General features: G+C 62.4%; 5 protein-coding genes and 1 tRNA gene. 4 read left to right on the forward strand and 2 right to left on the reverse strand.

Annotated features, from left to right (window positions below):
• Positions 1-216: 216 nt before the first annotated feature.
• On the forward strand, positions 217-1,437 hold the full coding sequence (locus VHD36_24485) for a protein-L-isoaspartate(D-aspartate) O-methyltransferase (GenBank protein HVU90503.1): 1,221 nt from the start codon (positions 217-219) through the stop codon (positions 1,435-1,437).
• Positions 1,438-1,466: 29 nt separating this feature from the next.
• Here the strand turns inward: VHD36_24485 and metF are convergent, their stop codons facing one another.
• Both metF and VHD36_24495 read right to left on the reverse strand, forming a co-directional pair.
• Complete coding sequence (metF, locus tag VHD36_24490; GenBank protein HVU90504.1) at positions 1,467-2,339, reverse strand: methylenetetrahydrofolate reductase [NAD(P)H]; 873 nt, start codon at positions 2,337-2,339, stop codon at positions 1,467-1,469.
• A 111-nt stretch (positions 2,340-2,450) separates the two neighbouring features.
• Positions 2,451-3,686, reverse strand: coding sequence for a putative sugar nucleotidyl transferase (locus tag VHD36_24495; protein ID HVU90505.1), 1,236 nt, complete (start codon positions 3,684-3,686; stop codon positions 2,451-2,453).
• Between the two features lie 443 nt (positions 3,687-4,129).
• Between VHD36_24495 and VHD36_24500 the strand changes: the two genes are divergently transcribed.
• From VHD36_24500 to VHD36_24510, 3 genes are all read left to right on the forward strand, one after another.
• Positions 4,130-6,055: a CHASE3 domain-containing protein gene (locus VHD36_24500; protein HVU90506.1), complete on the forward strand. Its 1,926-nt coding sequence runs from the start codon at positions 4,130-4,132 to the stop codon at positions 6,053-6,055.
• A 42-nt stretch (positions 6,056-6,097) separates the two neighbouring features.
• On the forward strand, positions 6,098-7,180 hold the full coding sequence (locus VHD36_24505) for an ATP-binding protein (protein HVU90507.1): 1,083 nt from the start codon (positions 6,098-6,100) through the stop codon (positions 7,178-7,180).
• Positions 7,181-7,273: 93 nt separating this feature from the next.
• Positions 7,274-7,356: transfer RNA gene (locus tag VHD36_24510), tRNA-Leu, on the forward strand.
• Positions 7,357-7,711 lie beyond the last annotated feature (355 nt).

The raw sequence follows: 7,711 nt of genomic DNA on the forward strand, positions 1-7,711 counted from the left end.
GGATGCGATTCCGGGCGGACCTGTCGTAAGAGCGCCTTTCCACCCACGTCCAGGGGGCGACCGGAGTTAGAGTCGAGGGTCAAGCTCGTGCACGATCAGGCATCACGTAACAGGCGGTCGCAAAATCGACGGGACTTCTTCCCGTCTCTGCGCGTTCTGAAAATCTTCGGCCGGAAAGCACGGCGAGCGGGCGCAGTACTCTCGCTGGTGGCCGCGGTGCTCGCGACCCACACGCAGATTTCCCACGCCGACGATTCGAAGGCGGCGCTGGCCCACATGGTCCAGGCCGACGTGATCGGCGCGGGCATCAAGAATCCGCGCGTGATCGAAGCCATGCGCGCGACGCCGCGCCAGGAATTCGTTCCGCCCGCCCAGCGCGCATGGGCCTTCGACGACATGGCGTTGCCCATCGGCGAAGGGCAGTCCATCTCGCCGCCATTTGTCGTTGCCTACATGACCGAGCAGCTCGATCCGCAGCCGACGGACCGCGTGCTCGAGATCGGCACCGGCAGCGGCTATCAGGCGGCGGTGCTTAGCCACCTCGTACGCGATGTATACACCATCGAAATCCAAGAGCCGCTCGGCAAGCGGGCAGACGCGGTGCTCAAACAATTGGGCTACCAAAACGTGCATCGCCGCGTCGGCGACGGTTACCAAGGCTGGCCCGAGGCCGCGCCTTTCGACAAGATCATCGTCACCTGCTCGCCGGAAAAAGTGCCGCAACCGCTCGTGGACCAGTTGCGCGAGGGAGGCTTGTTGATCGTGCCGGTCGGTGAGCGATTTCAACAGAATCTCTATTTGTTTCGCAAGACCAGCGGCAAGCTGGAGGGCCAGGCTCTCGAGCCGACCATGTTCGTGCCCATGACGGGCGCGGCCGAACGGCAGCGGCTGGTACAGCCCGATGGTGCGCATCCAACGCTCGTGGGCGGCAGCTTCGAGCGCCAGTCGCCCGAGACACGTGCGCCCGAGGGATGGTACTACCTCCGCCATGCACGATTGGAAGCCGACACAAGCGCGCCCGATGGCAAGCAGGTGATCACTTTCACCAATGACATTCCTGGCCGTAACGCCCGTGCCCTGCAGGCGCTGGCCATCGACGGCCGGGTCGCTTCATCCCTTGAGATTTCCCTGTGGGCGCGCGGGCGAGACGTTCATGCGGGACGCACGCCGGAGGAGCAGCCGTGCCTGGCGATCGTCTTCTTTGGCGAAGATCGAACGCCCGTTGGCCGCGGCTCGATCGGAAACTTCAGCGGCACTTTCGCCTGGCGGCAAGTATCCGATAGCGTCGCGGTGCCCCGTGCAGCGCGGATGGCCATTATCTGGATTGGCCTGCTCGGCGGAACGGGTGAACTTGCTTTCGACGCGATTACCCTGCAGAGTCATGATTTGCCTGCGTCGCTTCGGACTATCTCGAAGGCGGCCGGCGAGAAGAAATAAACGATCCGCTCGCCGCGACCAATCTCCCATTAAGCCGGGCGCGTCACCGCGCGCAATACGCGGCACGTGGCGGTAGACTTGTTCAATACATAAAAGTGAATGCCGGGCACGCCGCTGTCCAGCAGCGCCTGGACCTGTGCCGTGGCGAAGTCGACGCCCACCTCGAACTGATCGTCCGGACTGCCGTCGTGCGCCTCGAGGTCGGCGACGAAGGCCTCGGGCAGTCGCGCTCCGCACATTCCGGTGATACGCCGGATTTGCGCCAAATTCGTGACCGGCAGGACGCCGGGAACGATGGGCACGCGGATGCCGATCTTCGCGCATCGGTCGCGGAAGCGGAAGAAATCCTCGTTGTCGTAGAACAACTGCGTGATCACGATGTCGGCGCCCGCGTCGACTTTGCGCTTCAGGTTCTGCAGATCGATTTCGGGACTCGGCGCCTCCTGGTGGGTTTCAGGATAGCCCGCCACGGCGATGCCGAACGCTGGGAATTCGCCGCGCACCAGCGCCACCAACTCATTGGCATAGCGCAGACCGCCCGCAACCGGTTGAAACTCGGTCTCGCCCTTGGGGGGATCGCCGCGCAAAGCCACGATGTTCGAGACGCCGCGCTCGGCCGCTTCGCGGAGATAATCGCGGAGCGCCGGAATCGTCGACCCGACGCACGTCAAATGCGACGCCACGGGGCAGCCGAACTCGCGCCGCACGCGCTCGACCACCTCTAACGTCTTCGACTGGGTCGAGCCCAACGCCCCGTACGTGCAAGTGATATACGCCGGCTCGAACGCCACCAGGTCCACCAGGTGGCGGAACAACTCCTGTTCGCCGGCCGGAGTTTTCGGCGGAAACAACTCAAACGACAGCCCAAGCTTGCCCGGGCCGTAGGCGTCAGCGATTCGCATGCGCAAGGGTTCCTCGACAGGCGATGGCAGATGAGGCGGGCGAAACGTCGAGCACCTCCAGCGTACGCGGCTTGCCGAACCATGCTCGCCGTCCATTTTACTTGCGGCGGTTCACAGCGAAAGCGGCTCGCCGGCCAACTGCCGCTCGTGACGCGTCAGTTCATACATATCGTACAGCAACTGAATATCACAAGGACGCTGGCTGACGTTGCGGCGCGCGAACATCCGGGCTTGCGTGGCCACCATCACGTCGACCGGGGCCTCGGTCACCTGGCCGAACAGCCGGGCGTAATTGACGAAGCTCGGGACATTCGTCGTCACGAAGCCGTACAGCATGCTGCACGCCCCGATGGTCTTGCCCGTGAAAATGCCGGTGTTGATCGCCGATTTCGCGTAATCGCCGACGATGGTGCCGATGAATTGCATGCCGGTCGGCACGCGGTGGCCCCAATATTCCATGTTCACCTGCCCGTAGGTGTTTTTCAGATCGCTATTGCAGGTGCCGGCTCCGAGATTGACCCAGCTTCCCAAGTAGCTGTGGCCCAGAAAACCGTGATGCTGCTTGTTGGTGTACGGCTCGATGATCGAGCCCTCGATCTCGCCGCCGATTTTCGTCGTGTGCCCCAGGCTGACGCCGTCCTTGATCGCGGCGTGTTCAATGACTCGCGCGCCCGGTCCCAGATGGGCCGGACCGCTGAGAAAGCAGTACGGGCCGACCGTGGCATTCCGCTCCAGAACGATGGGGCCTTTACGGGTGTCGGTGACAACGTGCTGCCCTAGCGCGGCGCCCTCGGCCAGAAAGACGCCGTCGGCCACCTCGCGATATTGTGCTTCGGCAAGCCGCTCGGCCAGGCTGTCTGGCAGACTCGACAAGTGATGCCGGACGACATCGTGCGGGTAGTCGAATAGCGGGAGATTGGCCTCGACCAAAGGCAATTCCGCGCGCTGGACCAGGGTCAAGAAATCCCCGTGCGGGGCATCGGCCGGAGGCAGCGGCGTTCCACCTGGCAGCACGGCGGCGGCCAGATAGGCGCCGCAATCGACGCGGCAGGGCCGGCCCGCTTCGCTCAATGCTTTCAGTTGCTGCAAGGCACCGGTCGAAGGAACCAGGCGCGCATTGACGAGCAGAAGCGGCTTGTCGACGGCCCGCGATATTTCAGCGGCCGGGTAGTCTGCCGCATGTACCGCCCGTAGATGAGGTCTCACGCGGACCTGAACTTGTGACCCGAGTGCAAGCACGCGATCGATCAATCGAAAACTGCCGCAAGAGATTGCGAACGCGGGCCGGCCGATGGTGATCGGATACAGTTGCGTTACCTGATCATCCTCGAACAATAAGATCGACATGGTGAAGTGCTTGCAAATGCTGCGGATGTTACAACGGGGCGCGCCCACCAATCGCCGGACAGCAATCCGCCGTTTCCGGCCGAACCCGGGCTTATAAGTCTACCGCACAAAAACGCGCGTTTGGACGAGAAGCTATCAGGGAGGCCCGATGCCACGCTTGTGGATTTAGACCATCGGCGCGAAACTCCGCGGCAACCCCGTCTATCCGGATCGTGGCTGCGAAGGGTTTCCCATTTTTTCGCGATTGTGGCATACTGCGGCACCATCGCGGATGGCGGCCAAACGTGCCTGCTGGCGGACGTTCGTGATGGGGACAAGGACGTTGGGGCTCACCGGCGATCGTTCGACGGCGGCCACACTGCCGACAGCCTATCCTCAGGGGCAGTAAAGCTTCGGGGCAGTAATCGACTTGGGACAAGGGACTGGCCCAACTACTACCAGGCATGATGAAACGGATTTTCCATGCTCGCGCGGTCGTGCTCGCGTTGATTCTCATCGCGCTATTCACCAATCGTTGGTATGCCTATCGCAATACCACGCAATTGAGCGAAGCGATCGAGCAAGTGGCTCACACGCATCATGTGCTCGACCTGATCTCTGAAGTGATGATGGTGGTCGTGGATGCCGAGACCGGGCAGCGCGGCTTCGTACTTACCAATGACAAGGAGTTCTTGCAGCCTTACCATGCCGCGATCGCGCGTTCGAGCAACCTGCTCAGCGCTCTGGCTGCCGAGACTCAGGACCACTTGGGCCAGCAAGAGCGGCTGGCCCGATTGCAAGAGCTGGTCCAAGCGAGATTGGATCGCCTGGGGAACTCAATCTCGCGGCGGGACCCCACCATGAACCGCGAAGAGGCCATGCAAGTGATCCGTCGCGGCAAGGAGCAGATGGATGCCATCCGCGCTTTGACCGCCGAGATGAAGGCGGAGGAGAACCGGCTCCTGGCTGAGAGAACGGCACACGCCCACAGCACGTACCGGATCGCCATCGGGGCCAATTTTCTGACCGCAATCGGCGCGTTCGTCGTCATTTGTTCGTTTGCGCTCTTTGTGCATCGCAGTCTGGCGGCGAAAAATCGCCACGCAGCCGCCATCCAACGCGCCAACGAAGAACTACACGACGAAATGCGCGAGCGCGGCCGCGTCGAGCAGGCGCTGCGCGAAAGCGAGCGCATCTACCGAGCGATTGGCGAATCGATCGACTATGGCGTGTGGCTGTGCGATTCCGAAGGCCGAAACACCTACGCCAGCCCATCGTTTTTGCGGCTCGTCGGTCTTACCCAACAGCAGTGCACCGATTTCGGTTGGGCCACGGCGCTGCATCCGAACGACGCCGAGCGCACCGTCGCGGCCTGGAAGCAATGTGTGCGCGCCGGGGATAAATGGGATCGAGAGCACCTCTTTCGCGGCAGCGACGGCCAATGGCACTCGATGCTCGCGCGCGGTGTTCCCGTGTACGACGATGCGGGGCAATTGCTGTGCTGGGCCGGCATCAACCTCGACATTAGCCGCATGAAGCGCACCGAGCAGCAACTGCAGCTCGCCCATGCCGAACTCGAACGCCGCATCGAGGATCGCACCAACGAGCTGAGGCGCGTCAACGAAGAATTGCAGTGGGAAGTGCGGCAGCACGCCCGGGCCGTAGAGCGGCTGCGCGAACACGCGGAAGAGCTGGAGCAGGCCGAGCGAACCATCCGCGAATCGCTGGTCGAGAAGGAAGTACTACTTAAAGAAGTGCATCATCGCGTGAAGAACAACCTGCAGGTCATATCCAGCCTTCTGTACCTGCAATCGCAGCAGTCCAGGGACGAACTCAGCATCGAGATGTTCAGCGAAAGCCAGCAGCGCGTGCGCTCGATGGCGCTGGTCCACGAGCGGCTCTATCGTTCGCCCGACTTGGCGCAAGTCGATTTCGCCGAATATATCAGTTGCCTGACCGATTCACTGTTTGGCGCCAACCGCGCCGACTCGGACCGTATCCGCGTGGCGATTGACGTGCAACACGGGCAACTCTCGATCGACACCGCCGTGCCGTGCGGTCTGCTGGTCAATGAATTGATTTCCAATTGCCTGAAGCACGCGTTCCCTGATGGCGGCCACGGTTGCATCTCCGTGGGGCTGCACCACGTCTCTGACGAAGAGGCTCTGCTCAATGTGAGCGACGACGGTGTGGGTCTGCCCGCCAGCGTCGATCCCGAAACGTCACCGACCTTTGGCATGCAGGTGATCGTGGCGCTTGTGGAGCAGTTGCACGGCACGCTGGAAGTCGAGCGCAGCCAGGGCACGGCCTTTCGCATCCGCTTTCCCAGTTCGGCGCGCCCTCACACGGACTTTCCGAATCCGGCCGCAACGCCGATTGTTCAAGGATGATGAATCGTGGATAGCACCTCCCTTTCGCGCGAGCCCGCTCGCATGGATTCACGGCCCGTGCGCATTCTGATCGTCGAGGACGAGCGACTGGTGGCCATGAGCTTGCGTCGGCAGTTGTCCGCTCTCGGCTATGAAGTGGCGCAGTCCGTATCGAGCGGTGAAGCGGCGATCGCGGCGGCAGCCCGACTGCAGCCCGACCTGGTCCTGATGGACATCCGCCTGGAGGGCCAGCTCGATGGCATCCAGGCCGCTGAGGAGATACGCAAGCATCGCGAACTGCCGATCATTTATATTACGGCCTTTTCCAATGCCGACATTCTCGAGCGGGCCAAGGTGACCGAGCCGTTCGGCTACATCCTCAAGCCCTTTGACGAGCGCGAGCTGCACGTCGTCATCGAAACGGCTTTGTACAAGCACCGCATGGAACAGGATCGCGCGAGGCTGCAGGAAATTGCGCGGCTTCGCGAGCAGGAACGATTATCGGCGTTGGCCACGCTCGCCGCCGGAATCGCGCACGAGATCAACAACCCGGTCGGTACGATCCTGCTGGCCGCGGAGATGGGGCTGGCATCCGAGGAGCACGTGCCGCAGATCCTGTCGAGCATCGTGGCCGACGCCAAGCGTTGCGGTGACATCGTCCGCAACGTCATGCGCTTCGCCCGCGGCGAAGTGGCCGAGCGCGAGCGCGCCGAGATCAACGAGATCGTGCGCATGGCGTGCGAAGCGGTAGCCGACTATATGTGCGTGCGTGATTGCTCGTTGCACGTATCGCTGGCGACCGAACTACCGACCATGGAACTAAATCCCGCCGGCATCGAGCAAGTGCTCGAAAACCTGCTGCGCAACGCCGCCGATGCCTCGCAGGCAGGCGATACGATCGACGTGCGAACCACGCGGGTCGACGATCGCGTGCGCATCCTCGTGCGCGATCAGGGGGTCGGCATTGCTCCCGACGTTTTGCCGAGAATCTGCGAGCCGTTCTACACCACGCGCCGCGACGAAGGGGGGACAGGCCTGGGGCTGAGCATCGCCCACGGCATCGTCGCCGGGCACGACGGCCGTTTACATTTCCAAAGCACGCCCGGCCAAGGCACGACCGCCTGCGTCGATCTGCCGGCGGTGTAGTTGGCGCGGGCGAGCACGCGCTGTCAGGCGCTCGCCCCGGAGGCCCTTGACGATCGGTCGAAGTCGTCGCAAACTGTTTCTGCCTAACACATTGCCGGAGTGGCGGAATGGCAGACGCGCTGGACTCAAAATCCAGTGGCCGCAAGGTCGTGTGGGTTCAAGTCCCACCTCCGGTACTTATGTAGCCGAGACGGGAGTGTCGCTGCTCGGGACCGCTCGACAATTGATATCCCGTGCCAGCCGAGCCGCTTATCACCTTGCCAAAGACCGGCATGCACTTTGCACCGCCACATGATGGCGGTAGCTCGTCGTGTCGAAGCCGCGAGCAACGTCAGGCCCGCGAGCGCGACTTCCATGCCGCGCCGCGCGGGCTGCTTTGTTCATCCCCCGTCAGTACTGTCCGGTTGAACTTTTTTGATTTTGTTTCAAGTAGTTGGCCAAACGCAACTTGCATTCAAGCATGAGCGCGCACGACTTCAAATTGATCGCTGAGAATGAACCACTTTGTTCCGGTTTAGTCGGGCAAAGGGT

The organism is Pirellulales bacterium, assembly GCA_035546535.1.
In the GTDB taxonomy this organism is placed as follows: Bacteria; Planctomycetota; Planctomycetia; order Pirellulales; family JACPPG01; genus JACPPG01.

Excerpts from the sequence above, each read along its gene's own strand:
- metF (HVU90504.1), bottom strand. The coding sequence starts at position 2,339 with ATGCGAATCGCTGACGCCTACGGCCCGGGCAAGCTTGGGCTGTCGTTT.
- VHD36_24495 (HVU90505.1), bottom strand. The coding sequence starts at position 3,686 with ATGTCGATCTTATTGTTCGAGGATGATCAGGTAACGCAACTGTATCCG.
- VHD36_24500 (HVU90506.1), top strand. The coding sequence starts at position 4,130 with ATGATGAAACGGATTTTCCATGCTCGCGCGGTCGTGCTCGCGTTGATT.
- VHD36_24505 (HVU90507.1), top strand. The coding sequence starts at position 6,098 with ATGGATTCACGGCCCGTGCGCATTCTGATCGTCGAGGACGAGCGACTG.